Source organism: Pseudomonas sp. GZD-209 (genome assembly GCF_049310485.1).
In the GTDB taxonomy this organism is placed as follows: Bacteria; Pseudomonadota; Gammaproteobacteria; order Pseudomonadales; family Pseudomonadaceae; genus Aquipseudomonas; species Aquipseudomonas sichuanensis.
Genome location: NZ_JBMOWQ010000055.1, coordinates 1 through 26,385 on the forward strand (window position 1 = coordinate 1; position 26,385 = coordinate 26,385).

Below are 26,385 nucleotides of genomic sequence, written 5' to 3' on the forward strand. Positions count from 1 at the left end.
CACTCCTTAGCGCGGGAGAAGAGGGAAAGGTGGGGGCCGCCCTCCCCCCCCCCCCCCGATACGGCCGTGACAGGCAAAAAATGAAATGTCCGTCATATACGTGAGGCTATTCGCAAGCGAATGCTACGCTCGCGAAAACACTGTCACGGAAACCCACCATGGACATGAACTGGCACCAGGCCCTGCAAGACAGCCTGAGCTGGCTGGCAATTGCCACTGGCATCACCCTAGTCTGCTTCACCGCCGCCGCCACGCTGGCCGTGCGCTACACCCGCTGGGGCCGCCAGTTCTGGCAGCTCGCCGGGCCCTACTTCAGCATTCAACGCAGCTGGCGGCCGTTGCTGGCATTTGCCTTGCTGCTGGTGCTGACCCTGTTCTCGGTACGCCTGAATGTGCTGTTCTCGTTCTGGTACAACGGCTTCTACAGCGCGCTGCAGGCACTGGACCAGACGGTGTTCTGGTACATGCTGGGGGTGTTCGCGGTGCTCGCCACCATTCACGTGCTACGCGCACTGTTCACCTTCTACGTGACCCAGGCCTTCAACATCCATTGGCGGGTCTGGCTGACCGAGCGCCTGAGCGCCGACTGGATGCACGGCGATGCCTATTACCGTGGGCAGTTCCTCGCCGAACCGGTAGACAACCCCGACCAGCGTATCGAGCTGGATGTGAACGCGTTCGTCACCGGCTCCGTGTCGTTGGCGCTGGGCGCGGTCAGTGCAGTGGTCTCGCTGGTGGCCTTCACCGGGATTCTCTGGGGGCTGTCGGCGCCGCTGGCGGTGGCGGGGGTCGAAGTGCCACGGGCGATGGTGTTCGCCGTGTATGTGTATGTGCTGATCGCCACCTGGATCGCCTTCCGCCTCGGGCAGCCACTGATCCGCCTGAACTTCCTCAACGAAAAGCTCACCGCCAACTTCCGTTACGCGCTGATGCGCCTGCGTGAAAACGCCGAGAACATTGCCTTCTACCAGGGCGCGCAGGTTGAGCGCGGCACGCTGCTCGGCCGCTTCTTCGCCTTGATCGGCAACGCTTGGGCGCTGGTGTTCCGGAACCTGAAATTCAGCGGTTTCAACCTGGGCATCAGCCAGGTCGCGGTAGTCTTCCCGTTCATCCTCCAGGCGCCGCGCTTCTTCAGCGGGGCGATCAAGCTGGGCGACGTGATGCAGACTGCCCAGGCCTTCGGCCAGGTGCAGGATTCGCTGTCGTTCTTCCGCGAGTCCTACGACACCTTCGCCAGCTACCGCGCCACCCTCGACCGTCTGACCGGCTTCCTTGATGCCAACCAGCAGGCCAGTGCCTTGCCCAAGGTCGACACCGACGGCTTGCCCAAAGCATTGGCCATCACCGGGCTGCAGGTGCTGCGCCCGGACGGCCATGCCCTGATCGCCAACCTCGACCTGCACCTGCAGGCCGGCCAGGCGCTGCTGATCAAGGGGCCTTCGGGCAGTGGCAAGACCACCTTGCTGCGCGCCCTGGCCGGGCTGTGGCCCTATGCCGAAGGCGAGGTCCGGCGGCCACTGGGGCACCAGGCGCTGTTCCTTTCCCAGCGCCCGTACCTGCCCTTGGGCGATCTGCGCACGGCCATCGCTTATCCGGCAGACGGCAGGCCCGAGGACGACGCGCGTATGCAGCAGGCGCTGCGCCAGGTCAACCTGGCCCACCTGGCCGAACGCCTCGACGTGCAGTGCGACTGGTCACGGATTCTTTCGGTGGGCGAGCAGCAACGCCTGGCGTTCGCCCGGGTGCTGTTCAACCAGCCCCAGGTGGTGTTCCTCGACGAGTCGACCTCGGCGATGGACGAGGGGCTGGAGCATGGGCTGTATGCGTTGCTGCGCAGCGAGATGCCCGAGACCTTGCTGGTCAGCGTCGGGCACCGCAGCACCCTGGCGGCGTTCCATACCCACCGGCTGGAAGTGGACGGGCAGGGTGGGTGGTCGTTGTTCGAGCAGCAGCCGGTGGTCGAGGAGCCGGCTTAGGTCCGCGGTCCTCAACGCCTTCAGGCAGGCTCCCACATGTGCTGCCCGCTCCTACAGCGGACGTGCAAGTTCATTGTGGAAGCCGGCTCTTCGGCGACGGCCCCGAGCGGCCCTTTCAGGGCTGGCTCTGGCATTTCCATACACCCGCCAAGGTGCCTAACGCAAAAGCCCCACCCACCAGAAACGTCGCCTGATACCCCAACCAATCCCACAAGCCTCCGGCCAGTGCACTGGCCACCAGCAGCGCCACCCCGGTCATCAGGTTGAGCAGCCCGAACGCCGTGCCGCGAAGGTCGGCTGGCGCGCTGTCGGCGATCAACGCGCTGAACACCCCTTGGCTGAAACCCATGTGCAGCCCCCACAAACTCACGCCCAACGCCAATCCAAGCCCGTTCGGCAGCAGCGCCAGCGAGAGGTCGGCCAACACCAGCAAGCCCAGCCCGACCATCAGCACGCCGCGTCGTCCGAGCCGATCCGACAGCACCCCGGCGGGGTAGGCCGACAGTGAGAACGCCAGCGCCATGGCCACCAGCACCGCTGGCGCCCACAAAGCCGGCAGCCCCAGCGCCTGACCGCGTAGCAGCAGGAAAGCCTCACTGAAACGGGCCAGGGCAAAGCATGTGGCAAGCAGGATCAGCCGCCAGTAGCCGCGCCCCAGGCGTGCCAGTTCGGGCAATGCCAAGGGCGAGCGCACGGGCCTGGGCGCGGCAGGGCCTTCAGGCTCGTGGACGAAGGCCAGCAGTACGCAGACGGCCAGCACGGCCGGTATCACGGCAACCCAGAACACCGTCTGGAAATGGCTCGCCGTCAGCCACATCAACAGGATGGCCAGCAGCGGCCCGATGAACGCGCCGACCGTATCCAGTGCCTGGCGCAGGCCGAATGCCGCCCCGCGCAACGCGGCTGGGGTAACGTCGGCAATCAATGCATCACGCGGGGCGCCACGTATGCCTTTGCCGATGCGGTCGACGAAGCGGGCTGCAGTCAACCACTCAAGCCCCGAAGCCAGGGGGAACACGGGCTTGGTCATGGCCGCCAGGCCATAGCCGAGCACGGTGAGCAGCTTGCGTTTGCCCAAGCGGTCGCTGAGGGCGCCGGAGAACACCTTGGTGATCGATGCCGTGGCTTCGGCGATGCCTTCGATCAGCCCGACCGCCAGCACCGACGTGCCCAGTACGCCAACCATGTACAGCGGCAGCAGGGCATGGATCATCTCCGAAGAGATGTCCATGAGCAGCGAGACGAAGCCCAAGGCCCAGACGCTGCGGGGGAGGGGTGGGTGGGGCATGGTGATCTCGCGCAGGGCTTCGAGATCACTGTAGACAATGCCGGCCCTTTCACAGGGCAGGCCTGCCCCCACGACGCCTTACGACTTGAACCGCCCCACCAGACCGTTCAGCTCATCCGACAGCTGCGCCAGCCGCCCGGAGTCCGACTGTGCCGAGCTGGCCAGCCCTTCTACCAGCCGTGCTTCGTCGTAGATCTGCTGGATGTGCCGGTTGATCTCTTCGGCCACGCTGTGCTGCTCCTCGGCGGCGGCGGAAATCTGCAGGTTCTGGTCGCGGATCTCGTTCACCGACAGCTGGATGCCTTCGAAGCTGTCCCGCGCATGCTCGATCGACGACACGCTGGCGCGCGACAGGTCCAGGCAGCTTTCCATCTTCTGCGAGACCTCCTGGGTCTTGTCGCCGAGGGTATTGAGCAACTGGTCGATCTCGCCGGTGGAGTCGGCGGTGCGCTTGGCCAGTGCCCGCACTTCATCGGCGACCACGGCGAAACCGCGGCCCTGGTCACCGGCCCGTGCGGCCTCGATGGCGGCGTTCAGGGCCAGCAGGTTGGTCTGCTCGGCGATGGCGCGGATGGTGCCGAGGATCTGGTTGATGCTGCGGCTGCCGGCCTCCAGTTCGACCATGGCCTGGGACGACTCGCTCAGGCGGCGGCCCAGGCGGTTGACGTTGTCGGTGGTCTGCTCGATCTGCTGCTTGCCTTCGGCCACTCGGCGATGGCCCTGTTCGGCGGCATCGGCGGCGCTGCTGCATGAGCGCGCCACTTCGTTGGCGGTGGCGACCATCTCGTTGAACGCAGTGGACACCAGCTCCACCGCCTCGCGCTGGCGCCCGGCGGCTTCGTTCATGTCGTCGGCCATGGTGCTGTTGGCCTTGGAGGCTTGCTGCAGGTTGTTCGAAGCGGCGCCGATGCGCTGGATCAGCTGGCGGATGGCGGCCAGGAACTTGTTGAACCAACCGGCCAGTTCGGCGGTTTCGTCCTTGCCCTGGATCTGCAAGTCGCGGCGCAGGTCGCCTTCGCCTTCGGCGATCGACTGCAGGCCCAGGCTGACCTGGCCGATGGGCTTGACGATCACCCGCGAGAAGGCCGCCGCCACCAGGGCGAACACCAGCGCCAGCAGCACCACGATGACGGCGGTGACGTAGGTCATGCGCGTGGCCGCGGCCATGACTTCGTCGTATTCGATCAAACCGATGAAGCGCCAGCCAAGGCCCGGGGAGGTCCATACGTTGGCCATGTAGCGCACGCCATCGATCACCACCTCGGTGGAGCCTTGTGCGGTGGCGGCCAGCTGTGCGTAGGGCGCGCCGAGGTCCTTGAGTTGTTTGAAGCTGTGCGAGGCATCGCGCGGGTCGACCAGCACCGTGCCGTCCTCGATCAGCATCACGTAGCCGCTGTCGCCGAGCTTGATGCTCTTGACCAGCTCGGTGAGGTTTTTCAGTGAGACGCTGACCACGAATACGCCCTTGGCCTTGCCGCTATCGTCGAGCAGCGCCCGGGCGGTGCCGACCAGGGCCACATCGTCTTTGTCGTAGTAGTAGGCGGCGGTGCGCACGGTCTTGTCCGGGCTGGCCATGGCGGCCTTGTACCAGGGGCGGGTGCGTGGGTCGTACTTGGCCAGTTGCGGGTCGTCTGGCCACTTGGCGTAGCTGCCGTCTTCCAGGCCGATGGACAGGATCGCGGCCGCCGGGTGAGTGGTGCCATAGCGGGCGAAGGCGTCGATGACCTGCTGCGCGGCCGGCGGCATGGGCTGGCTGGCCGCATCGGCGGCGGTGTAGTTCTTGAGCGAGGCGACCGAGGTGTATACAGGATCCTTGGCCATTTGATCGACATTCTGCAGGGTGCCGTCGAAAAATTGCCGCATGTTGCCGTCGATCTGGCGAATTTCCCGGGTACTGCCATCGAGGAACTGCTCCACCGCTTCACTGCGGGTGTTCACCACCGAAATGCCGCCGACCAGCGCCACCGGGATAAAAGCCACCAGTACGAAGGCCAGGACCAGCTTGTTCTTTATCTTCATGCGTGACGCCCATCCGTGAGAGTGAAGGTGCACATGGCCGTTGTATCTGACTGATGGCCACTTGCTATCTTTGCTGTTCAGGTGGGTCGGAATATAAACCTTTGGCGATATATCCGTGTACAAAAAATCAAGTAATTGTTTTGATCTTTGGGTCAGGGCGGGGGTCAGGTGAGGGTGTAGGGGATGACGTTGGCGGGTTGGCTGGCGAACAGCGGGCCGAGCATCCGGTGATCATCGGTCAGGATGAAATAGTCGGATGCCAGTTGGATGAGTGAGTTGTCGGTGATACCGAAGCGCAGGAAGTGCTCGCCACTGCTGTCGGTATGGATGTCCGACTCGACCTGGCGGAACATCGCGAACAGCTGGCCAGCGACGGCGAGGGCAGAATGGTAGGCGGGGCCGGTTAGGTCGATCAGGTTGGAGATTTCGGTGGCGATGTAGGGAGTGATGTGAACTTCGTCGTGCTCGGCGATGATCGCCAGGACCTTCTGGTAGTCCGCGTCAGCGAACTTCTTCAGGCGTTTTGACACCCGGATGAACCTGCCACCTTCCAGGCTGCCGATTACCAGCAGCAGGAGCAGGTTGGTGTCGATGATCAGCTTCCTGGCCATTCATCACTCCTTGTTCCTGAAACCCTTGAACTTGCCGCTGGCCGCATCGATGAGAAACACCTTGTGCTCGCGGCGGGTACCCATGATCTTCGCCAGCTGGCGCAGGGGTGAAGTGCTGTCGGCGTCGACGTTGAGGGGGGCCGGGTCGAGTTGGTAGCTGTAGGTGATGTGGTAAGTGCTCTCGTCGGGGGCGAGCAACGCTTCCTCGAGTTGCACCTGCGTGGCGCTGGTGACCAGCTTGTGCAGGTTTTCGGCGGCAATGCCGATGGCGTGATCGAACTCAATCATGGTGGCTGCTCTTGTTGGATGCCTCGGGGCCAAGAGTGGGAGGCAGGCAGGCTGTAGAAGTGGATTCTGGCACATGGGGGCACGCAGCGCTGTGAGGGGAAGAGACTGAACGCTAGGGCGATATCCAGGCAGGAGCAAGCGGCAAGCTGTAAGTGCATGTTCCATCGAATGAAATCGCAATGATTACGCAAGTGCCTGGTTTTACGGAGAATTCTTAGGACTTTCCTTATTTCACGTAGGGTATTTCCCAAGCATGATTTTGCGGCCTTTCGGTGGTTGTTCTCGTCAGCCGAGCTCCTTAGTCTCGCCGGGTCGTTGTCACTTCAACGACCGGGTGTGCAAGCCCGAGGATACAGCGCGAAAGCGCCTTGGAACTTTGACGGAGAACCGCCGTTGAGGTGCCCCTATGGCGGCTATGCGTGGGGGGCCTTCGGGCCCGCCGGGTTCCTGTATCCTCGGTCTTGCACACCTGCGTATAGCTGCCACCCATTCGAGTGCAGGCGGATGAGGGCAGTTTTCCCATGACGGTACAGGAGTGCTGAACCATGCTGAAAATCGTGCCCGATCCACCCCACACCTGGCTCCGGGAGGTTCACCGATGAACCACGCCCCAGCCGGAACCTCCCGGCCCATTCCCCCGCGCCCAACCACGGCCCACGCCCACTTCGGCACCTGCCACGAAGCCCATCCTCCGATGTTCTCGGTTCGCGCCGGCATCGATGGCGAGGATGCGCTGGTCTGCGCCGTGGCGGCCTTGCAGGCGGCCTATGAAACCAACGCCCTGGCGCTGGAAAAAGCCGACGAACCGTTGCGCAGCCTGCTGGTGGCAACGGAGAACTCATTGGAAAAAGGATTGGCGCTGTCTTCGGCGGTGCTGGAGGGGATAGAACGCGGCTGATGCTGTGTCGGGAAGGCCGCGCGTGCGGCCTTCGCGAAAGTGCGCTGGCGGCTCAGACCGAGCTGCGTGCGGCACCCGTGGCCGGCAACGGTTCAGGCATCGGCTCGGTCGCGGCCTGTGTGACCACTTGCGGCGCTGCCTGCTCAGGCAGCTGTGGCCCGCTGGCCTGTTGGGCGTAGTGGCGGATCAGCTTCCAGGTAATCAGCGCGCCGCCGGTCACGGCAATCAGCACGATCATCACCACCAGCGCGGCCTTGCGGTCATCCTTGCCCTGGAACAGCTTGCTGACCCGCTCGAACGCCGCAGGCATCGCATGGGTGGCGCGCTCCAGGCGCTGGGCGGTGGCATAGAGGTTCCAAGCGGCAACGGCGATGTCGCTGAAGTTGCGCTGGCGCCAGGCGTTTTCCAGCGAGTGCACGCTGATGACCACGGCGCTGCCGATGGCCGGGATGATGATCAGCAGGTACCACAGGCTCTCGACGGCATCGAGGTATTCCTGGGGCAGATGGCCGGTGGAATAGAAGTACAGGGTCACCAGCAGCAACAGCACCGAGCTGAAGCCGAGCGTGGCTTCGATGGCCCCGGCCCAGGCGAGCATGCGCATGGTGCCGCCGACATAGCGGGCCTCATCCCAGATCAGGCCGACGGTGCGGCAGTTCCACCAACTGATGGCAAGGTTGAGCACAGAGAGAAGGATGAGCATGAGCAGCATTGCCAGGAGACTCCTTTCAGTCGGCATTGAAGGCAAGTGGCCATGATCGGGTATGACCATCGGCAATGCAATTGTAAGCAGCTTTGTCCGGGAACCTCAGTTCGACGGATGGAGCAACACCTGTCGCTCCTCGAGCCATTGTTCGAAACGCTCGAACGTGGCAACCGCGGCGCTTACCGAGCAGGTCAGCGCGGCCGGTGGCAGCGAGGCCTCTGCCAGGCGGGCGAGGAAGCTGCGCCAGTGCGTCCCGGTCAACGGCCCGTACACGTCGAAAAAGGCAGCGCCGCTGTCGGCACCGACGCCCAGGCGCTCGGCCATGGCGCGCTTGAGCACCTGCCCGCCGAGCGTCGAACCTTCAAGCACGTACATCACCCCCAAGGCACTGGCCTCGTTGTCGATCAGCGGCAGGGCGCCACACTGGGGCAGGGCATCGATCTGGGCTGCGTCGAGGCCAAGTGCGAACAGGTCACGGACGAGAGCCGGGGCTTTGTTGCGCTCGACGCCCTGGTAGCCGGCGAGTGCAGCTTCCAGCGGGGCGTGGAAGCCGAAGTAGGCTTCGATCAGGCGCTGATAGGCCGGCAAGTCGAAGCCGTCGCTGAAAAACGGAAGACGCTGTTCAAGCCCCTTGTGGCAGGCTCGGGTGCCCTCGCGCAGGGCTTGCAGCAAAGGGCTTGCAGGATCGGACATGGGGGCGCTCTGGCAATCGACAGCGGACGATAGTGCCAGCCCGTCCACGGGAAAACCACTATTGGATCCACGTTCAGGGCGCTTGAACTGTGCGCTGTATCTGCAATCATGGCGCGCCCCCGGAGCGGGGCTTTCAACGGCATGACAGGAAGGCGGCATGATGCGCGCAACAACACGGAACGGCTGGGCCTTGGGCCTTTTAATGGCAACCCCAGGCCTTGCGGCCGCGGCCCCCGAAGCGGTACCGCTGTACCGCGAAATCAAGGACTGGGTGGTGGGCTGCGACAATACCCGCTACTGCACCGCGGTGCTGGCCGATCATTCGGAGCAGTCGCGCATTTTCATTCGCGTACAACGCGAAGCAGGGGCCACGGGTGCTTTGCACCTGACACTGTTGGGCAGTACCGACTGGTCTGGCGAACCTCTGCTCGACGGCCAGCCATTGATGGCCGCCTGGCGCATCACCCGCCACGCCGAGACCCAGTTACAGGTGGACGACGCGGATGCCTATGCCGTCCTGCGGCAGTTGCGCAACGGGCAAAAGCTGGTGGACGACACCCCTCATCAGGAGCGGGAGAGCTCGTTGCAGGGCCTGAGCGCGGCCTTGCTGCTGATTGACTCCGTGCAGGGGCGGGTCGGTCACCCCAGTGCCCTGGTTCGCCCGGGCGATACGGTCGAAGATGCGCAGTTGCCCACATTGCCAGCGCCCAAGGCCCCGGCCTTCGTTGCGCGACCCGCATTGAGCGAAGCAGAGCAGGCTGGCATCACCCAGGTGGTGATGGCCAGGGCCGCTGCCCAGGACCAGCTGAAGAACGAATACGATGTGCCGCCTGAGCTTGAGTTGCATGCGCTGAACGACCGCCAGGCCCTGGCGCTGCTGAGTTACAACTGCAACGACTTCAACTGCCAGTACGCGCTGTACCAGGTGGCACGATCAGCGCCCTACGCACTGACGCCGATGGCCTTCGAGGTGCCGGCCAGCCCGGTCAACAGCCTGACCCGCGACCACATCAGCATCAACCAGAGGACCGGTGAGTTGTACAGCTACGCCAAGAACGATTACCCCGGCAGCTGCGGCACGGAAGAGTTCTGGCGTTTCGACGGCCAGCGCATGCGCCTGACCCGGCTGCTGCGGATGGAGCGCTGCGTGGGGTTGGGGCCGGACTACTGGCCGGTGCTGTGGCGCACTCAGGAGTAGCCCGTTCTCGGATCAGAACGCCAGTTTGTAGCCGATCAGCAGCAGCATGGCCGCCAGGCACGGGCGCAGTACGCGGTCCGAGATGCGCCCGGTGAGGTGGCTGCCCAGGTAGATGCCCGGCAGCGAGCCCAGCAGCAGGTAGCCCAGCAGCGACCAGTCCATGTTGCCCATGCCGGCATGGCCCAGGCCGGCGACCAGGGTCAGCGGCACGGCGTGGGCGATTTCGGTGCCCACCAGGCGGCGGGTGACCAGGAACGGGTACAGCAGGAACAGGGCCACGGTGCCCAGTGCGCCGGCGCCGATCGAGGTCAGGGTGACCATCACGCCGAGGATCACGCCGGTCACGACGGTGAGGATGTTGAGGGTGCGGTCGCTGAGGTGGTAGTGGTCACCGGCATGCTTGCTGGCAAAGGCCTGCAGGCGCGACTTGAACAGGATCGCCAGGGCGGTGAGGATCAGCACCACGGCCAGGCCTTGCTTGATCACGGCATTGAGCGCCGAGGTGTCGGTGTGCAGGGTGCTGAGGAACCACAGGGTAAGCGCTGCGGCAGGCACGCTGCCCAGGCTCAGCCAGCCGGTGATCTTCCAGTCGATGTTCTTGTTGCGCCCGTGCACCCAGACGCCGCTGGCCTTGGTGATGGCGGCATACAGCAGGTCGGTACCCACGGCTGTCGCTGGGCTGATGCCGAACCACAGCAGGATCGGGGTCATCAACGAGCCGCCGCCCACGCCGGTCATGCCGACGATGAAGCCCACAACCAGTCCCGCAATGGTGAAACCGAAAGAACCTACATCCATACGCTACTCGACGCCCAGCTTGCCCGTGATCGGATGGAAGCCAGCATATAGATTTTTTTATAGCCAAATAGACTTGTTCGTTATTAGGTTATAACCGCGTTTGTGAGGCAACTGTCCTGTGTCGCCTGCACTGCCCCCACCTCGACCGCATCGACCTTGCGCCATGCGCGATCCCTGTGGGAGCGGGCTTGACCCGCGAACACCGGCGCAGCCGGTGCCATGCAACGCGTTGGCTGCTTCGCGGGTAAACCCGCTCCCACAGGATCTTCAACTCAACACCGGTCAGCGATCCGTCATCACCACCATCACCTGCGCATCCCCGCCATCCTCGCTTTCCGACAGGTAGATATGCCCCACCTGGCTGTCGAAGTAGGCGGTTTGCTGCGGGCCGATGCTCACCGCCTCGCCGGTCTCGAACTCGATACGCACGCGCCCGCTCAGCACCATGGCGAACTCTTGCCCTGGATGGCGGATAAAATCGTCGAACTGCCCGCGTTCTCGGGCAATGATGCGGGCATACGCCGGGGTCATGCGCCGTTCCGGGAAGGCACCGGCAATCGGGTAGTAGTCGTAGGTGCCGGTGGAGTAACCAGCCACCTCGGCCAGTGAATCGACCACCACGGTGGCGGGCTGTGGTGCGCTCGCCGGCCCGCTGGCGCGAAACAGCTGGGCGATGTCGAGGTTCAGGGCGCGTGCGGCGGCAGCCAGTTTCTCGTAGCTCACCGACACCTGCGCCAACTCCATCTTCGACAGTGTCGACACCGGCACCCCGCTGAGTTCGGACAGCTGCTTGAGCGTCATCTGCCGAGCCTTGCGCACCTGGCGCAGGCGCGCGCCGACTTCGTCGCGGTCAAGCAGGGGGCGGGCAGTCGTGGCGTCAGGCATGAGGGCTCTCGAACAGGCGGTGGGCCGGGCATCTTACCTTGGACGCTTGCGCAATCCGAAATTCTCATATATTAGAATTCTCACAAATGATAATTCACGCGGCGGGAGCGTAGATGACACAGATCCATGACACCCTGATCATCGGTGCCGGCATTGCCGGTGCCTCACTGGGCTATCGCCTGGCCGGGCAGCAGCGGGTACTGATGCTCGAGCGCGAGGCGCAGCCGGGCTACCACGCCACCGGGCGTTCGGCGGCGATGTTCATGGAGGCCTACGGCACCCCGCAGATCCAGGCCCTGACCCGCGCCAGCCGGGCGTTCTACGAGCAGCCGCCGGCTGGCTTCTGTGAGCATGGATTGCTGGAGCCGCGTGGCTGCCTTTACGTCGCCAGCCACGAGCAGCGCGACCTGCTCGACGCCACCTACGCCCAGAACCTGGCCAACGGCACCGCCGTCAGCTTGCTCGATGCTGACGCGGCGGTGGCCCTGGTGCCCAGCCTGCGCGGCGAACTGCTGGCCGGTGCGGTGCATGAAACCGGTGCCATGGACCTCGACGTGCACGCCCTGCACCAGGGCTTCCTGCGCGGGTTCCGCCAGGCCGGTGGTGAGTTGCGCTGCAACGCCGAGCTGGTTCGGGCCCAGTTTGTGAGCGGCCTCTGGCAGGTCGAACTGGGCGATGGCAGCCAGCTGCAGGCACGGCAACTGGTCAACGCCGCTGGCGCCTGGGCCGACCGCGTGGCCGAGCAGTGCGGGGTCGATACCATCGGCCTGCAGCCCTGCCGCCGCAGCGCGTTCACCTTCCCGGGCCCGGCGCAGCACGATTTCGCCCGCTGGCCTGCAGTGATCGGTGTCGACGAAAGCTTCTATTTCAAGCCCGATGCCGGCCAACTGTTGGGGTCACCGGCCAACGCCGATCCAGTCGAGCCTCAGGACGCCGCGCCCGAAGAACTCGACCTGGCCCTGGGCATCTTCAACATCGAAGCCATCACCACCCTCGAGATCCGTCGGCCCAGCCACAGCTGGGCAGGCTTGCGCTCGTTCGTCGCCGACGGCGACCTGGTGATCGGCTTCGATCCGCAGCAGCCGGCGTTTTTCTGGCTGGCCGCGCAGGGAGGCTATGGTATCCAGTCCGCCGCCGGGGCCTCGCGGCTGGCGGCCGACCTGCTGCAAGGCCTGCCCTTGTGCTCGAGCCTCACCCAGCAAGGGGTCGAGCCTGCGCGGCTGTCCCCGGCACGTTTCAACTCAACCATCAAAGGAGATTGCCATGAGCAATGACATTCAGCGTTTTCCCAGCAGCCTGCCGTTTCCGTTTTCCCGTGCGGTGAAAGCGGGTGGTTTCCTGTTCCTTTCCGGGCAGATCCCGATGAACCCCGCCGGCGAGGTGGTGAAGGGCGATATCCAGGCCCAGACCCGCGCCGCCTGTGAGCGTATCCAGGAAAGCCTGGCGGCCTGCGGTGCACGGCTCGACCAAGTGGTGAAGGCCACCGTATGGCTGTCGGACATGGGCCATTTCGCCGGTTTCAACGAGGTGTACAAGGAGTTCTTCGGCGCGGCGCTGCCGGTGCGTTCCACCGTGGCTTCGGCGCTGGCGCTGGGGGTGGATGTGGAAATCGAGGTGCAGGCGTACGTCGGGTAGGGCCACGTCGATTCGCGGCCTCACGAACACACAACAATAAAAACCAGAGGTGCACATGCAAGAGCAGCTGAAAATCGCTGGCGCTTTCGTCGGCGTGATCGTGGGGGCGGGCTTTGCGTCCGGGCGGGAACTGCTGTTGTTCTTCGTCGATTTCGGCATCTGGGGCATGGTCGGGGCACTGGTCAGCGCCGCCCTGTTCACCTTCCTCGGCATGGCCCTGGCAGGGCTGGGCAACCGCCTGCGGGCGACGTCGCACAAGCAGGTGATCCAGGCCATTTGCGGCCGACACCTGGGCCTGCTGGTCGACTGGATGATCACCTTCTTCATGTTCGGCGTAACGGTGGTCATGCTCGCCGGGGGCGGGGCGTTGCTGGAGCAGCAGTTCGGCGTGCCAGCCCTGGCGGGCAGCGTGCTGGTCACGGTGCTGGTGGTGGCCATCGTCTGCCTGGATGTGCAGAAGGTGATGGTCGCCATTGGCGCGATCACCCCCTTGCTGATCCTGGTGGCCTCGGCCATTGCGCTGTACGCGGTGTTTACCCGCAACCAGAGCTTCGCCGCCCTCGACCAGCTGGCCAGTCAGCAGCAGGCCGGTGCCAGCCATTGGCTGCTGGGGGCGTTCCTGTATGTGTCCTACAACATCGTTGCCGGTGCGCCCATCCTGGCGATCCTCGGCGGTTCGGCGAGCAGCCGCCGCAGCGCGGTGGTCGGCGGCCTGCTCGGCGGCGCAGCCCTGGGCGGGCTGATGCTGGTGATGAGTGCCGGCATGCTGTCGCGCCTGGACAGCGTCGCCGAACTGCCCATGCCGATGCTGTCGATCGCCAACGAGCTGTCACCGCTGCTGGGGTTGGTGATGTGCCTGATCATCTTCGGCATGATCGTCAACACGGCGGTGGGCACCCTGTTCTCGTTCCTCTCGCGGCTGCTGCCGGCGGGCACGGCGAAGTTCCGCGGCGGTGCGGTGGTGGCGGGTGTGGTGGGGTTCGTGTGCAGCCTGGTGGGCTTCATCAGCCTGGTGGGGCAGGTGTATCCGCTGTTCGGCTACCTGGGGTTGGTGCTGATGGCGGCGGTACTGGTGGGGTGGGTGAAACGCGGCAAGAGCAGGAACGTGGCGGTGGCGTGAAGGGCCATCGCGGGGCAAGCCCGCTCCCACAGGGATAGCGCAGCTTTTTGAATGGCAAGCAAGACAGTTGCTCCCACAGAAGAGTGGGAGCGGGCTTGCCCCGCGATGGGCATCACATCAGATGCGCAAACATCATGCCTGCGGTATCGGTGACGAACATCTCGTTGTGCAGGCGTTCCCCTCTGTCGTAGATGATCCAGTACTTGCCCGAGGCTTGTTCGGCCATGGCCAATCACCCCTAGCACCCAGGCCCGATAAACAAAGCGTTCTGCGAAGGCCGGATAATTCAGACGCGTCCGGCATACACGCCATGAGTGTTTTCGTAGGCTGCGATCCTTTCTCTACAAGGAGTGCAGCCCATGGCTTTCAACGGATACATGAGTATTAACGGCAAGCGGCAAGGTTTGATTTCGTCGGGCTGTAATACCCAGGCGTCCATCGGCAACAGGTGCCAGATTGCGCACCAGGACGAGATCACGGTGATGTCGTTCAGCCACGGCATTTCCAACCCGGACAACACCCAGCGCGGCACCCACCAGCCCGTTATGGTCACCAAGCTCATCGACAAGTCCACGCCCTGGCTGGCCCAAGCCGTGGATAGCCGGGAAGTGCTCGACTGCGATATCCAGCTGTACCGCATTCATCCGGCAGGCCATCGGGAGAAGTACTTCTCCGTGAGGCTGGAGGGTGCGGTGATCGTCAGCCAGGAAATGGATGTGCCCCATGCGGTGCTCTTGACCGACCAGGACGCCGAGGAGCGGCTGTTTATCAGCTATCGGACCATCAGTTGGATTCATCACGCCGCCGGTACCACCGGGTACGCCAGCTGGGGTGAGCAGCTATGAGCCAGCGTGACGAAGAATATGGTGGGCGGCTGGATGAGGCGTATTGGGAGGTGAATGCGGCGGCGTCTCGGTTGATCAGCTATGGCTGTGGGATTAGTGCTAAACACCTGAGCGATCGGCGGTTGCGGATGCAGTTCAATCGGGAGTTGGCCTATTACGCGCGGCGGGTGGTAAACGATGTGTATGAGCGTCAAATGGACCCAGAGCAGGCACTCGCTGCACTGAATGCTGAGAAAAATAATCTCAAACTTCAGCGAGAGAGAATTATCACGCAGTCAGTTGGTCTTCTCGGTGGCGTGGGACAGATAGTAGCAGGAGGTGGCTTTTGCTACGGCTCATTGGGGACGCTCTGTGCTGTAGCGGGCGGACCATAAATCGCACATGGAACAAATAATGTGTATGAGAACCTCAGGGGGCTTTACGAGGGGCGCGACGATGTTCAAGGGCCTGTCAAGAAGGGTTATCAAGAGGCTTCGAAAAAATTAGGTTTTACAGAGCGTGAGGGGAAGCTAGCTTATCTGGTCGCCGATTTATCATTGTCGATAGGTGCGTTGTTTAGACCTGTGCTTGAGCCCGATGCATGGCGGCTATACAAATACTATCGTGTTGACAAAGAGATCGCGATTAAACAGATGAGCAAGGCAGCATTGGGGGCTGAGGCTGCAGTCAATACACCTACTGCAATTGATTTGTACAAAGAGTACAAGAAGTGAATATGACAGGGTTGCTTTTGTTTGTAGGGCTTGATGCCTTGTTGACCATTTGTTTTGCTAGGCTTGTACTGCGCAGGAGGGTGCTGGCAATAATAATGACGCTATTCAGCATAGTGATGATGGTTGTTTATTTGAAGCTGATTGGCGGTTCGGGCTTGATTGGTTACTCGTTTGACTATGGTGATGGCTTTGGGTGGGAGCTAAATGTCGTGACGACTATAAGTGTTGCTATGATTTTGTTTCACGCTTGGTTTATATAGCCTTTCTCAGGTGGGTTCTTAAAATTGGCCTAGGCTAACTCACGAACAAGCTCGTCCCGACGGAAGTGGAAGCAAGTGGTAGAGCAAGGCGCCCGAGCGTTGGGGTTGGGTCAAGGAATGTTGTGGCAATCCGCAATCAGCGCCGGTCGGGTGCTATCACGGGTCAATCCCGCCCCCACAAACGCGTGGGAGCGGGCTTGCCCCGCGATAGGCATCACATCAGATGCGGAAACTGCCCACCAGTTGCTTCAGGCGCCCGGCCTGCTGGCTCAGGGCGTCGCAGTGGCGCAGGGTTTCGTTGAGGTTTTCCACCCCTTGCTGGTTCAGCGCGTTGATCTGGGTGATGTCCAGGTTGAGGCTCTCGACCACGGCGGTCTGCTCTTCGGTGGCGGTGGCCACCGACTGGTTCATGCCGTCGATCTCGCCGATGCGCTGGGTCACGCTGGCCAGGCGCTCGCCGGCCTGGTTGGCCACCTGCACGGTCTCTTCGCTGGAGACCTGGCTGGTGTTCATGGTGTGCACCGCTTCGCGCGAGCCCACCTGCAGGCTGGTGATCATGCGGTGGATTTCTTCCGCCGATTCCTGGGTGCGGTGTGCCAGGTTGCGCACTTCGTCGGCGACCACGGCAAAGCCACGCCCGGCCTCACCGGCACGGGCAGCCTCGATGGCGGCATTGAGCGCCAGCAGGTTGGTTTGCTGGGAGATGCCCTTGATCACGTCGAGGATCTTGCCGATCTCGTCGGTGCTGGCATTGAGCGTTTCGATCTGCTCGCAGGATTCACTGATGCGCAGCGACAGGGCGGTCATCGCGCTGATCGCTTCTTCCACCACCGCACGGCCGCCGTGGGCCTGTTCGCTGGCGCCGCTGGCGTGTTGCGAAGCGTCGGCGGCATTGCGGGCGATCTCCTGGGTGGCGGCCCCCAGCTCGTTGATCGCTGCGGCGACGCTGTTGGTGCGCATGCTCTGCTCTTCGGAGCCGCTCAGCGAGGCGTTGGAGGCGCCCACCACTTTTTCCGACAGGTCATGCACCAGGCGGGTAGCCGAGGACACTTCGCTGATCGAGGCATGGATCCGCTCGACGAAGCGGTTGAAGGCGGTAGCCAGTTCGCCGAACTCGTCCTTGTTTTCCACGGCCAGGCGGCGGGTCAGGTCGCCTTCGCCTTCGGCGATGTCCTGCATGGCACGGCCCATGGTGGTCAGCGGGCGCATCAGCACCGGGATCAGCAGGCCGAGCAGGCCGGCGATGGCGGCGACGGCGATGAGCATGGCGATGATCGCCGAGGTGCGGAACTGGCTCAGCGGGGCGTAGGCCTTGTCCTTGTCGATCGACAGGCCGATGTACCACTGCGCCGACGGCAAACCTTGAACCGGGGCGAAGGAGATGATGCGGTCCTTGCCGTCGAGGCTCACGTCCTGCATGCCGGGTTCGACGCGCAGGGGGCTGCCGGGGTAGATGTCCTTGAGGTTCTTCATCACCCGGTCTTTGTCCGGGCTGACGATGACCTGGCCATCACGGTCGACCAGGAACGCATGGCCGATGCCGCCGAAGTCCACGGCATTGATGATCTCGACCAGGGTGTTCAGGCTCAAGTCGCCGCCGACCACGCCCAGCAGTTCGCCGTTGGATTTTGCCTTGACCGGGATGGCGATGGTCACCACCAGGCCGCCGACCGACGCCTGGTAGGGCGGCGTCAGCAGGGTCTGGTTGGCGCTGACCGCCTGGGTGTACCACGGGCGCTGGCGCGGGTCGTAGCCGTCGGGCATTTTCGCGTCAGGGCGCTGGGTGAACAGCCCGGTGTTCTGGCCGAAGTAGGTGAACTGGAAGTTGCTGGTGTACGACGGCTGGTCGACCAGCCCCGGTACGTTGCTGCCGGCGCCTTGCTGGGCGATGTCCTGGGCCAGGTTTTCCAGCACCAGGATGCGCCCGCTCATCCAGTTCTGCACGCTGCTGGCGGTCTGCAGACCGGCTTGGCGCACCGATGACTCGATGTTCTGGCGGATGGTATTGCGCTGCAGGTAGTCGTTGTAGAGGGTAAACAACGCGAATGCCAGGACGACGACGCCGCAGGCACTGAGCAGGATCTTGTGGCGGAATTTCAGGTTCATGTTTCGAGACCTTGATTCTGGGAAGGAAGGGCGCCGCATGCTTGTGGCACGAGGGGCGGGGCCTGTTCCCGAGGTATCGGCCGTTTGCGCAAAATGTTGAAAGACTAAATGTCGCAGAGGTTGGCTGCTATGCCCTCAAGTGGTCACAAATCATTTCGAGGCCAGCAGCGCTACCAGCGCCCTGGCCGCCTGGCCCATGGGCTGCTGCTTGAGCCAGAACGCGTGTACCGGTAGTTCCAGGGCGTTGCGGGTATTGCGAAAGTCCAGGCGTACCAGGCGCCCGGCCCTGACCAGCGGGGCGACCCGCGACAGCGGCAGGTCGCCCCAGCCCAGGCCCGCCTCGACCATCTGCACGGCCAGGTCGAGGCTGTCGGTGCGCCAGTGCGAGGTGCCGATCAACGAGCGTGGGTCGGCCAGCGGCAGGTCGCGGCTGCGCACCAGGATCTGGCGCAGGTGCACCAGGTCTTCGAGGTCACGAATGCGGCCCTCGACATAGGCAGGGTGTTGCGGTGACAGGGTGGCCACCAGCGATTCCATGGCGATGTGCTGGAAGCTGCGCCGTGGGTCGACCTGCAGCCCGGCAAAGGCCAGGCACAGGCTGACCCTGGCGCTGTCGAGCAGTTGCAGGGCGTCTTCCTGTGGCGCGGCCAGCAGCTCGATATCGAGCAGTGGATAGCGCTCGCCCAGGCGGGCGATGGCCGCGAGCAGCGGGCGCTGGTCGATGTCCGGGACCACCGCGATGGCCAGGCTGCTTTCCAACCCGCGCGACAGCTCCAGGGCGTGCACGCTCAGCAGCCCCAGTTGCTCGGCGATCAACCGCGCGTGGGGCTCCAGGGCCTGGGCTTGGGCAGTGGGGCGCGCCTCGCGCGAGCCACGCTCGAACAGGCTGTAGCCCAGCTCGGCTTCAAGGTTGCCGATGGCCATGCTCACAGCCGATGGCACGCGCCCAAGCGCACGGGCTGCGGCGGAAAACGAACCGTGATCGAGCACGGCGAGGAATAGCAGGATGGTATCGCTGGAAAAGTTCATGGCAGTCTCCTTTCAGTAAATCTGAAAGGTGCTGACTTTTTCTGTCAAGCGCGTTGAAGCATCCTTACCCGCCTTCGACAAACCAGCGGTAAAGGTAACCCCGTGCAAGGACTCAAACGCAAACTGGTCTACGTGACCTTCTATGAATTGATCGGCCTGTGCATGTCGACCCTGGGCCTGGCCTACCTGTCCGACACCCAGGCCTCGCATACCGGCCCGCTGGCGGTGATGATCACCACCATCGCCATGGCCTGGAACCTGATCTACAACAGCCTGTTCGAGTGGTGGGAGAGCCGCCAGGCGACACGCGGGCGCAGCCTGGCGCGGCGGGTGGCGCATGCCATCGGTTTCCAGCTGACCCTGGTGGTGTACCTGATTCCGCTGATCGCCTGGTGGCTGGACATGACCTTGCTGGAAGCGCTGGTGGTGGACCTGGCGTTCATCATCCTGGTGCCGTGCTACACCTTCGCCTACAACTGGGCGTTCGATCGGATCTTCGGCTTGCCGACTTCGGCCATGGCGCCCGCACCGGTCTGAAATCCGCGTTGGCCCCATCGTCGGCACTCACAACCGACCAACTCAAGGCGGCAAGCGAATCAGCAGCGGCGCCTGCTGCTGCTCCTGCACTGGCACCCGGTTGGCGAGCAGGCTGTCTTCCACCTGCCCGGACAAATAGTAAACCCCCGCCATGGCCCCGCTCTGGCGGTTCTCCATCAATTCCTGCCATTCCTCGTTCAGCGCCACGTTGAGGATCACCCGCAACTGCTCGATCATCTGCGGCTGCTCGCGGTCGTGGGAGAGCATGCCGTAGCCGGTCACCACCACCGAGATCATGGCCCCCGCCGCCTTGCCCACCGCGGCGGCGATGGCGCTGGCCGCTCCGCGCGGGGCGAGGCTGGCGCCGAGTTTTTCGCTGGCCTGGGTGGCCACCGACGACAGCCTTGCATCTGTCTGCCCCGGCGCCTTGGAGGCCTGTTGGTGCAGCTGTTGGCGCAGCGACTGCCAGGCCGGCTGCTGTTCCAGCGACTTGGCCCTGAGCAACTGATAGAGCGTGGCGTTGCGCGCATCGGGCGGGCCGAGGGCGATGGCCGGGATACGGTTGAGGCGCTGGCTGAACTGCTCGGGCGGGGCGTTGTAGCGCTGGATGATCGCCGGCAACTGCTGGCCCAGCAGCTGTAGATACAGCTCGCTGGCGCGGTCGCGGATACCTTCGGGGTTGATCTGTTCGGCCACCGGATCGATCACCCGCTGGTGGTACTGCTCCTGCAAGTACAGGCCAAGGCGTTTTTCCGGCGGCTCGTTGCCATTGCCGTTGTTCATCTTGTACCAGGCCACCTTGAGCGTGAGCCATTGCTGGGTCCAGTAGCCGGTGAACCAGGGGATGAAGTCGTTTTCGGTGCGTTGCTGCACCTGTTCCTTCCACACCCGCATCGAGCGTCGGGCGTAGTCGTTGGCCGAACCTGCGGCGGCGGCAGAGGCTTCGATGATGTCCTGGTCGATGCGTTGCCAGACGGCGGGGGGCAGGTTTTGCGGTGGCGGCGGGGCAGGGGGGCGTTTGCCGGCGCAGCCGGCCAGGGCCAGCATGAAGCAGGCAGGCAAAAGTAGGGCGAGCGGCTTCACGCGGGCTGCCTCCCTGGGTAGAGGCTGGGGTGGTTTTTCGAGTATAGGGCGCTAAAGCGGTGTGTTTGGTGGGGGGCGACATGCTGTCTTGGGATTGCAGGGGGGCGGCCAGGTGCTCGCCGGTATTTTTGCAGCGCCTATGAGATCGAGCGCCGCCCGCGCGGCGCATCGCGGGACAAGCCCGCTCCCACATCTGTTTCGGGCCAGTCTGTCCTGTGCCATTACCAGGTCCGCCTTGTTGGTACGACGCGGTATCAAGGGGGGCACTGCTGGCGCCTCGCCTGACTTGAGGCATGCACCAAGGCGGGCAGCGGTACCCTCACAGGCATAATTGGCCCGAAACAAATGTGGGAGCGGATTCATCCGCGATGCGCCGCGCGGGCGGCGCTCGATCTCATAGTCGCTGCAAAAATACCGGCGAGCACCCGGTGGCCTTTACCTCAAACCACCCGCCCCAGATCAAGCTTGGCTTCCAGGTGATCCAGATGCTCATGCATCAACGCCAGCGCCGCGCCACTGTCACCGCTCTCCACCGCATCGATGATCGCCGCGTGCTCCTGCCAGGCGCAGTGCTCGCAGCAGGGCGACTCATAGCGGGCGATGATCAGCGAGGTCATCGGCACCAGCCCGTTGAGAAATCGCGCCAGCGGTGCGTTGGCGGCCATCTGCGCCAGCTTCATGTGGAACTCGCCACCCAGGCGGATCGCCGTGCAGCGTTCGCCCTGCTCATGGTGCTGGCGTTCGCGTTCGACCAGCTGGCGCAGCTGGCGGATCTGCGCCGGGCGCGCGCGCTGGGTGGCCAGGCCGATCAGCGTGGTCTCGGCCAGGCGCCGGGCGCTGAGCACCTGGCGCGCCTGCTCGGGGTCGGGGGCGGCCAGGTGCGCGGTGTGGCTGGGGCGTTGCACGATCACCTGCTGGTCGGACAGGCGCCCGAGCACCCGACGGATCACCGTACGGCTGACCCCGAAGGCGTTGCCCAGGGCCTGCTCGGGCAAGGCGCTGCCCGGTGGCAGGCGCTGTTCGAGAATGGCGTCGAACAGCCGGGGGTAGATCTGCTCCGCCGACAGGCGGGTTTCGCCGGCACCCAGCAGGGCAGGCAGGTGCGGGGCGGCGTGGGCGCAGGTGGTCATGGTCGCTCTCCTGTTTCAGGTGCCTGGGTGGTCGTCCGGGATGTTCAGGGCGATGCCCATGCGCTCGCCCTCGGCGAGGATGTGCCGGCGCATTTGCAGGCTGGCCAGGGCGCTGTTGCGTTCGCGGATGGCACGCACCACCGCTTCGTTTTCGCTCAGGCGCGCGGCCAGGTGTTCGGGCGATTTGCGCAGCATCTCGGCGCTCTCTTTGAGGGCATTGCCGGTCTGCTGCACCACGCTCTGGAAGATCGGGTTGGTGGTCAGGGCGAACAGCGCCTCGTGGAAGGCGATGTAGGCGTTGACGCCCGCTTCGCTGTCGCCGGCGTCGAGTGCTTCGCGCATGTCCATGAGGTTCAGGCGCAGTTGGCCAATGTCCTGGCTGCCGGCCGATTGCGCCACCAGCCCGGCGATGAAGGGCTCGAGGGTGTAGCGCAGTTCCAGCACGTCGGCCAGGCTGGCTGCGGCAACGGCTTCCGGGCTTTGCGCCTGGGCGGCGTCGGCGTCCAGCACCAGCACGCCCTTGCCGGGCATCGAGCGCACCAGGCCCAGGGTTTCCAGGACGATGACGGCTTCGCGCAGGCTGGGGCGGCTGATCCCCAACTGCTCGGCCAGCTCGCGCTGGCCGGGCAGCATGTCGCCGCTGCGCCACTGGCCTCGGGCCAGGGCCTGGCGGAGTTTCTCCACCACTGATGTGACTACGGTTGAAGAGCTGATCACGGTTCGCTCCTTGAGAGGCGCTGCGTTTTTGCGTTTGGCCGGCCGGCGCTTGGCGCCGGCCGGTTCAGGCTTAGAATTCCTGTTGATGGGGTTGGCCCTGCTTGCGGGGGGCGTGAGCGAAGCCAGGCTTGTTGGCCAGCACGTTGTTGGCGCGGTCCAGGTCGATGTCCTTCTCCCAGCGGGCGATGGCCACGGTGGCGACGCAGTTGCCGATGAGGTTGGTCAGCGCCCGGCCGATGCCCATGAACCAGTCCACCGCCAGCACCAGCACCAGGCCCACTACCGGGATCGCCGGTACCGCGGTCAGGGTGGCGGCGAGAATCACCAACGCCGAGCCTGGGATGCCGTGGGCACCCTTGGAAGTCACCAGCGACACCAACAGGATGGTCAGCAGGTCGCTCATGGCCAGCGGCGTGCCGGTGGCGTTGGCGATGAACACGATGGCCAGGGTCAGGTAGATGGAGAAACCGTCGAGGTTGAACGAGTAGCCGGTGGGGATCACCAGGCCGACGGTGGAGCTGCCGATACCCAAGTGCTCGAGCTTGCGCATCACCTGTGGCAGCACGGCATCGGAGGAGGCGGTGCCCAGTACGATGCTCAACTCCTCCCGCAGGTATTTGATGAAGGGCAGCAGGCGCAGGCCCGACAGGCGCATCACGGTACCCAGGACGATCAGCACGAAGCCGGCGCAGGTCAGGTAGAACAGCGCCACCAGGCCGCCCAGATGCTGCAGCGAGCTCAGGCCATATTTGCTGGTGGTGAAGGCGATGGCACCGAACACACCGATCGGCGCCAGGCGCACGATCATGCCCATGATGCGGAAGATCACATGGCTCAGTTCGTTGATCAGCCGCGAGATGCCCGAGGCTGACTCACCTACCAGGTTCAAGGCGCTGCCGAACAGCACCGAGAACAGCAGCACCTGGAGGATGTTGTTGTCGGCGAAGGCGCCCACCACCGAGGTGGGGATCAGGTCCATCAGGAAGGTGGTGGTGCTGTGGATATGCGCGCCACGGTCGGCCAGGGCGCCGGCATCGGCACTGGAGAGCTGGTCGAGGTGGATGTTGGCGCCGCTACCGATACCGCTGGTAAAGGCGAATACCAGGCCGATCACCAGGGCCAGGGTGGTCAGCACTTCGAAGTAGATGACCGATTTGAGGCCGATGCGCCCGACCTTCTTCAGGTCGCCGGCGCCGGAAATACCGCTGACCACCACGCAGAACACGATCAGGCCGATGAGCATCTTGATCAGCTTGATGAAGCCGTCACCCAGGGGTTTGAGTTGCAGGGACAGGTCGGGGAAGCTCAGGCCACAGGCAACGCCTAGGGCGAGGCCGAGCACAACCTGGAGGAAGATCGAACGCGAACACCATTTGAGCATGGGAGGGATCTCGGGTCGGTGTCCTTGCCCCCCAGCCACACGGAGCGAAAGAGTGCAGGACTTAATTATTGTGGTCTTACCGGTTTGTTCACTGCGAGGGCCATGTAACGCCTAAACTTGAATGTGCTAAAAATCGCGTTTAAAAAAAACAGTTAAATCAGTCACTTACGGAAAGGTGTGATCGATTTTCTGCTTTTTTTGTGCAGCTGATTTGCATTTTTCAAGGGGGTTATGCTCCAAAGCCCGCTCCAACACTTTCAGCTGGTCTGACCGGTTTGTCCAGTGGGAGATGCAAAGTTTTTTGAGGCACGGTAAAAGTGGGCTACAGCCGGTGGCTGCTGCAAGGGGGCCTTCGGTTTACGCTGGGGGAGGAGCGGTGATCAGGATGAATCAGCTGTAGATGGCTGAGCCGGGTGCAGCGAGAAGACCTCACGACGGTTCTCTACGAGTGCGGTCGCATCCAGGGCTATTAAGTCCGCCGTTTGAAAATACAGCGGCAAGGTACCTCTTTATCTAGAAAATAATTTTCCAAAGCGTCCCTTGCGTCCTGCCGCTTGAGAGTAACTTGATTGCGTATCGCGTGTGGATGGCTGGCTGGTAGCGGAGTCAGGAGCCCAGAGTCCAAGAAGTTTTTCTTAAATACTTCTACCATCATCCCCACTTCGGTTGAGGCTTTGGCAGGCGTGGTGTAAGTGTTGAAGTGCTCCGAGCACTTTGCTACCTCGGCATCTGTGAGGTAATACATGGATAGTCTAATTGGTGTTATGTATTTGTTTTTTATAAAATGTTTGTATAGGAATATTTTTTCGCAGCCAATGATCGCTGCCGCTTCTTCTAATGTCTTGTGTTTTTTACGCCACGCTATCCCTTTTTCGACATCTGATTTTGTGTATAGTAGTTGAAAATACGATTTTTCGTTGAGCCTATATTTTGGGTTGAGAATTTTGAGCTGTTGTAGTCTTTTCATGTCTTCTTGCCGGACATTGATTAGTTTGCGGATAACTTTTCCTCTTATGTGTTGGTGCGTGACGTCAGATTCTGAGTCGGCAAGCGCTTTGAGGGCTTTCGACATGAATGATGGAAGGTCTTTTCTGTAGTAAACCGTAGGCGGTGGATGTGTTCCAAGTCTTGTTTTAAGCCCTTGTTGAAGTACGTTGGTTAGTTGTTTTAGAGGCTTTTTCTTATAGTTTATCGCTATGTCTAGGTGGCTTTTCAGTATGTATGTGTCGTTAAAATTTTTAACCCACTCCTTTGTCGTAGAAATGAATGGGTGGGTTGGTAAAGCTAAACCCTTTATGAGGCCATAGCGGATCAGTCTCCCTATCTCGTATGCCGTTGTCTTGAGGTATTCCCCAGCGTCTGCAAGTGTTATAGGTGTAAACACTGCGTCGGCTATAGCAGCGCTGTTTTTTTCGTACCATTCGATTGTAGAGTTGTTTCTTAGAGTGTTGCATAAGTTTGGGCAGCGATAGAAGCGCAATGATTTTATAATCGGGGTCTGTCTTGGTATGGGTAATATCTTATTATCTGCTATGAGGTTGGATACCTCTTCTTTGGAGGCGAAAATATAGTTTAGTTCTTTTCTTGTGAGGGGGAGGCTTTCGCAAGGGCAATCATTTCCGCATTGCTCAGGCTTGACTTGTTCAAGTCCGCACCAATACTGTATGGCGAGATCTCTGATAGCTGGATCCTTGCCCAGTAAAAATGGGGCTAATAATGCGCGTTTATGCAATGAAGGTGTGAGATCATGAATCTTATCGATTTCAGTGAAAAAAATTTCGCGATCTAATAATGAGATTTTAGTGCAGAAGTCAATTATCGTATGCCGCTGTTTAGAAGTGCTTATGGTATGCGTCATCATCATGCAGTGTCTCAGCCTTTCTAGGAAAGATTGGTTGCCATTGCAGAAGGCCTCGTAGACCACGATACTGTAACTCTTGTCTACAACGTCGGTTGATGCCAGGCTGAGATCATATGAGCACGGGCAGTGATAATCTTTTAAGTGTACCCAGTCAAGGGTTTTTCCACACGTCGGGCATTTCGTGATGTAGATGCATCCGTGGATCGGACATACCTCGGAAAACTCGAAGTTGTGCATGATGTTGAGATGTCCTGTCTTAATGCATGCAGGGCATAGTGCTAGCTTGTTGCGTAACATTGACCAGTGTATTTGGCAGGTTCCATAGTCAGCATGGATTTGGCCATTGATTCTTACTTTTTTAGGGAAAATGGCGTCAATTTTTTTTCGATCAGTTTCATCGATGAGTGGATCTGAACGCAGCACTTGGTGCGCCCTGCCTAGGTACCATTGTGGTAAGCCTAAGCTCGAGAATTGCAGACCGCTGCAGGCAGAACTTAAAATATCTAGTCTCTGTAATCCGTTGTGTTTGGCGCAACGATAAAGTATGGAAAGTATACTTTCATTGGGGAGGGGGATAGGGACGTAAAGTAGCCTGGGCATGATTGTCT

Annotated in this window: 26 protein-coding genes; 11 read left to right on the forward strand and 15 right to left on the reverse strand. The window is 62.2% G+C overall.

Annotation, left to right across the window (positions count from 1 at the left end; all coding sequences use genetic code 11):
• The first annotated feature begins 158 nt into the window (after positions 1-158).
• A complete protein-coding gene (locus ACO6VM_RS08105; protein WP_401056949.1) occupies positions 159-1,976 on the forward strand; it encodes an ABC transporter ATP-binding protein/permease in 1,818 nt (605 codons plus the stop codon).
• Positions 1,977-2,091: 115 nt separating this feature from the next.
• Here the strand turns inward: ACO6VM_RS08105 and ACO6VM_RS08110 are convergent, their stop codons facing one another.
• The 4 genes from ACO6VM_RS08110 to ACO6VM_RS08125 all read right to left on the reverse strand — a co-directional run bounded on the left by ACO6VM_RS08110 (position 2,092) and on the right by ACO6VM_RS08125 (position 6,182).
• Positions 2,092-3,264: an MFS transporter gene (locus ACO6VM_RS08110; protein ID WP_401056950.1), complete on the reverse strand. Its 1,173-nt coding sequence runs from the start codon at positions 3,262-3,264 to the stop codon at positions 2,092-2,094.
• A gap of 78 nt (positions 3,265-3,342) precedes the next feature.
• Positions 3,343-5,283 (reverse strand): methyl-accepting chemotaxis protein, encoded by a 1,941-nt coding sequence (locus tag ACO6VM_RS08115; RefSeq protein ID WP_401056951.1) that lies wholly within the window; start codon positions 5,281-5,283, stop codon positions 3,343-3,345.
• Positions 5,284-5,447: 164 nt separating this feature from the next.
• Positions 5,448-5,894, reverse strand: a complete 447-nt coding sequence (locus tag ACO6VM_RS08120; RefSeq protein ID WP_401056952.1) for a hypothetical protein — start codon at positions 5,892-5,894, stop codon at positions 5,448-5,450.
• Between the two features lie 3 nt (positions 5,895-5,897).
• On the reverse strand, positions 5,898-6,182 hold the full coding sequence (locus ACO6VM_RS08125; RefSeq protein WP_401056953.1) for a hypothetical protein: 285 nt from the start codon (positions 6,180-6,182) through the stop codon (positions 5,898-5,900).
• A gap of 598 nt (positions 6,183-6,780) precedes the next feature.
• Between ACO6VM_RS08125 and ACO6VM_RS08130 the strand changes: the two genes are divergently transcribed.
• Positions 6,781-7,080 carry a hypothetical protein gene (locus ACO6VM_RS08130; RefSeq protein WP_125463434.1) on the forward strand — a complete coding sequence of 100 codons (300 nt, stop codon included), beginning with the start codon at positions 6,781-6,783 and terminating at the stop codon, positions 7,078-7,080.
• 52 nt (positions 7,081-7,132) lie between these two features.
• Here the strand turns inward: ACO6VM_RS08130 and ACO6VM_RS08135 are convergent, their stop codons facing one another.
• Positions 7,133-7,792, reverse strand: coding sequence for a hypothetical protein (locus tag ACO6VM_RS08135; protein ID WP_401056954.1), 660 nt, complete (start codon positions 7,790-7,792; stop codon positions 7,133-7,135).
• 96 nt (positions 7,793-7,888) lie between these two features.
• Positions 7,889-8,479: a biliverdin-producing heme oxygenase gene (locus ACO6VM_RS08140; RefSeq protein ID WP_401056955.1), complete on the reverse strand. Its 591-nt coding sequence runs from the start codon at positions 8,477-8,479 to the stop codon at positions 7,889-7,891.
• Positions 8,480-8,681: 202 nt separating this feature from the next.
• Here ACO6VM_RS08140 and ACO6VM_RS08145 point away from each other — a divergent pair, with 202 nt between their 5' ends.
• On the forward strand, positions 8,682-9,677 hold the full coding sequence (locus ACO6VM_RS08145) for a DUF1176 domain-containing protein (protein WP_401056956.1): 996 nt from the start codon (positions 8,682-8,684) through the stop codon (positions 9,675-9,677).
• A 12-nt stretch (positions 9,678-9,689) separates the two neighbouring features.
• Here the strand turns inward: ACO6VM_RS08145 and ACO6VM_RS08150 are convergent, their stop codons facing one another.
• Together ACO6VM_RS08150 and ACO6VM_RS08155 are read right to left on the reverse strand one after the other, a co-directional pair.
• Positions 9,690-10,475, reverse strand: a complete 786-nt coding sequence (locus ACO6VM_RS08150; protein WP_110994386.1) for a sulfite exporter TauE/SafE family protein — start codon at positions 10,473-10,475, stop codon at positions 9,690-9,692.
• 282 nt (positions 10,476-10,757) lie between these two features.
• Positions 10,758-11,360: a helix-turn-helix domain-containing protein gene (locus ACO6VM_RS08155; RefSeq protein ID WP_232879963.1), complete on the reverse strand. Its 603-nt coding sequence runs from the start codon at positions 11,358-11,360 to the stop codon at positions 10,758-10,760.
• Between the two features lie 113 nt (positions 11,361-11,473).
• Between ACO6VM_RS08155 and ACO6VM_RS08160 the strand changes: the two genes are divergently transcribed.
• The 7 genes from ACO6VM_RS08160 (at position 11,474) to ACO6VM_RS08190 (ending at position 15,933) form a co-directional block, all read left to right on the forward strand.
• Positions 11,474-12,634 (forward strand): NAD(P)/FAD-dependent oxidoreductase, encoded by a 1,161-nt coding sequence (locus ACO6VM_RS08160; RefSeq protein WP_401056957.1) that lies wholly within the window; start codon positions 11,474-11,476, stop codon positions 12,632-12,634.
• Positions 12,624-12,995, forward strand: a complete 372-nt coding sequence (locus ACO6VM_RS08165; protein WP_401056958.1) for a RidA family protein — start codon at positions 12,624-12,626, stop codon at positions 12,993-12,995. Before ACO6VM_RS08160 ends, ACO6VM_RS08165 begins: the two co-directional genes overlap by 11 nt.
• Positions 12,996-13,050: 55 nt before the next feature.
• On the forward strand, positions 13,051-14,115 hold the full coding sequence (locus ACO6VM_RS08170) for a hypothetical protein (RefSeq protein WP_125463441.1): 1,065 nt from the start codon (positions 13,051-13,053) through the stop codon (positions 14,113-14,115).
• Positions 14,116-14,474: 359 nt separating this feature from the next.
• On the forward strand, positions 14,475-14,960 hold the full coding sequence (locus ACO6VM_RS08175; RefSeq protein WP_422403055.1) for an Hcp family type VI secretion system effector: 486 nt from the start codon (positions 14,475-14,477) through the stop codon (positions 14,958-14,960).
• Positions 14,957-15,334 (forward strand): hypothetical protein, encoded by a 378-nt coding sequence (locus tag ACO6VM_RS08180; RefSeq protein ID WP_422403056.1) that lies wholly within the window; start codon positions 14,957-14,959, stop codon positions 15,332-15,334. Before ACO6VM_RS08175 ends, ACO6VM_RS08180 begins: the two co-directional genes overlap by 4 nt.
• Positions 15,335-15,673, forward strand: coding sequence for a DUF4225 domain-containing protein (locus ACO6VM_RS08185; RefSeq protein ID WP_422403109.1), 339 nt, complete (start codon positions 15,335-15,337; stop codon positions 15,671-15,673).
• Positions 15,674-15,675: 2 nt separating this feature from the next.
• Positions 15,676-15,933 carry a hypothetical protein gene (locus tag ACO6VM_RS08190; RefSeq protein ID WP_422403057.1) on the forward strand — a complete coding sequence of 86 codons (258 nt, stop codon included), beginning with the start codon at positions 15,676-15,678 and terminating at the stop codon, positions 15,931-15,933.
• 219 nt (positions 15,934-16,152) lie between these two features.
• Here the strand turns inward: ACO6VM_RS08190 and mcpA are convergent, their stop codons facing one another.
• Both mcpA and ACO6VM_RS08200 read right to left on the reverse strand, forming a co-directional pair.
• Positions 16,153-18,039 (reverse strand): methyl-accepting chemotaxis protein McpA, encoded by a 1,887-nt coding sequence (gene mcpA, locus ACO6VM_RS08195; RefSeq protein WP_110994381.1) that lies wholly within the window; start codon positions 18,037-18,039, stop codon positions 16,153-16,155.
• A gap of 150 nt (positions 18,040-18,189) precedes the next feature.
• Complete coding sequence (locus tag ACO6VM_RS08200; protein WP_125463444.1) at positions 18,190-19,068, reverse strand: LysR family transcriptional regulator; 879 nt, start codon at positions 19,066-19,068, stop codon at positions 18,190-18,192.
• Positions 19,069-19,170: 102 nt separating this feature from the next.
• On the opposite strand from ACO6VM_RS08200, the gene ACO6VM_RS08205 reads away from it, so the two are divergent.
• Positions 19,171-19,605, forward strand: coding sequence for a PACE efflux transporter (locus ACO6VM_RS08205; protein ID WP_422403058.1), 435 nt, complete (start codon positions 19,171-19,173; stop codon positions 19,603-19,605).
• A 42-nt stretch (positions 19,606-19,647) separates the two neighbouring features.
• Here the strand turns inward: ACO6VM_RS08205 and ACO6VM_RS08210 are convergent, their stop codons facing one another.
• The 5 genes from ACO6VM_RS08210 to ACO6VM_RS08230 form a co-directional block, all read right to left on the reverse strand.
• On the reverse strand, positions 19,648-20,688 hold the full coding sequence (locus ACO6VM_RS08210; protein ID WP_401056964.1) for a hypothetical protein: 1,041 nt from the start codon (positions 20,686-20,688) through the stop codon (positions 19,648-19,650).
• A gap of 440 nt (positions 20,689-21,128) precedes the next feature.
• The gene (locus ACO6VM_RS08215) at positions 21,129-21,818 is read right to left on the reverse strand and encodes a GntR family transcriptional regulator (protein ID WP_401056965.1); all 690 of its coding nucleotides are present in this window, start codon (positions 21,816-21,818) and stop codon (positions 21,129-21,131) included.
• Positions 21,819-21,833: 15 nt separating this feature from the next.
• Positions 21,834-22,535 (reverse strand): FadR/GntR family transcriptional regulator, encoded by a 702-nt coding sequence (locus ACO6VM_RS08220; RefSeq protein WP_125463448.1) that lies wholly within the window; start codon positions 22,533-22,535, stop codon positions 21,834-21,836.
• Positions 22,536-22,605: 70 nt separating this feature from the next.
• A complete protein-coding gene (locus tag ACO6VM_RS08225) occupies positions 22,606-23,916 on the reverse strand; it encodes a C4-dicarboxylate transporter DctA (protein WP_347150160.1) in 1,311 nt (436 codons plus the stop codon).
• Positions 23,917-24,385: 469 nt separating this feature from the next.
• Positions 24,386-26,377, reverse strand: a complete 1,992-nt coding sequence (locus ACO6VM_RS08230) for a TniQ family protein (protein WP_422403059.1) — start codon at positions 26,375-26,377, stop codon at positions 24,386-24,388.
• Positions 26,378-26,385 lie beyond the last annotated feature (8 nt).